At 47.5% G+C, this 1,281-nt stretch carries 1 protein-coding gene and 1 pseudogene; both read right to left on the reverse strand.

The features are described from left to right. Window positions 1-537 (reverse strand): SDR family NAD(P)-dependent oxidoreductase (locus ACWHAR_RS21855; protein WP_452087808.1); only part of this gene is annotated, 537 nt, incomplete at its 3' end. A 107-nt stretch (window positions 538-644) separates the two neighbouring features. Further along, window positions 645-1,281, reverse strand: a pseudogene (gene rapJ, locus ACWHAR_RS21860) (response regulator aspartate phosphatase RapJ); the annotation flags it as partial.

Here is a 1,281-nt window from a genome sequence, read left to right on the forward strand (position 1 = left end):
ATCCGCATAATTGAGCGCCAGCGTTTCCGTCATCATCTTGATGCCGCCTTTGGATGTGGAATACTGAACGTTGACAGGGCGCGGAATCTGCTGATGAACACTTGAGATATTCAGCACATTGCCCTTGATATTGTTTTTCATCATGTGGTTAAGTGCTGCTTTCGCTCCCAGAAAGGTTCCGGTAACATTGACATCAATTACTCTCTGCCAATCTTCAAGACTCATCTCATGCGGCATCGCCTCATCACCGTTAAAACCGGAGTTGTTTACCATCACATCGAGCGTGCCGAAATGCTCTAAAGCTGTGTCCAAGAGCGCCTGAATCCCCTCTTCTTTTGACACGTCCGCCTCAACTGCGACGGCTTTCCCTCCGTTCTGCTTAATGATTTCCAGGGTTTCATCGGCTCCAGACGGGTCGCTGTGGTAGTTTACAACAACATTCATTTTCTCCTGTCCGAACCGTTCCGCAATGGCTTTCCCGATTCCTTTTGAAGACCCTGTCACAATCGCTGTTTTTCCGGTTAAATCTTTGTACATACTTGATATCCTCCTCTGGTTTCTCACTATGCAGTGGAAAATACCCTGTTTTTCCGAGTTGAAAACAGCACAAAAAAAGCAGAGAACCTGTAGTTCTCTGCCATTTCCTATTGAAAACGCTGCTCGGCAAGCTTCTTTTTAATATTCAGCAGCCTGCGGTAAAAGAAAGCGGCGGACTCGTAATGTTCCAGCTGATTGAAACGTTCCGCTGTATCATGCAACAGATCTTCGGCGTCGGCAAGAAGCTGCCTGGATTCCAGCAGGTCAAAGCATTCTGTAAGCACGTTCAGGTCGCCGCTTCCAAGATACAGTTCATGAATGAGGCGGAATTTCGTCAAGTACATGTCATCCTCCCATTCAGCCGCGCTCTTTATCCCGCGATCATACGCCTCTGCTGCCTTGTCGTATTTTCCCTCTTTACAGTAGATATGGGTCAGTGAAAATACAGCTTGAACAGCTTGCTGAAAGTTGTGCTCCTCAAAAATGGCGGCGGCTGTTTTGAAATAGCCCTCCGCTTCTTTGTAGTCACCCAGACTGTACTTACAGTGTCCGACATTATAATAGGCAGCGGCGATCATGTACGCTTCTTCAAGCTGCCTGGCATGATCTAAAGCGCTGCACAAGTGGGTCAGTGCTTTTTCATGATGATACACATCGGTCAAATTTCCGGCGATGATAAATTCACACTGAACCCGGCGGCGACCGTACAGCTCATATTTCGTATAGATATCAAGCGCCTGGCTC

The sequence above is a fragment of the Bacillus sp. LR--39 genome (assembly GCF_053613335.1).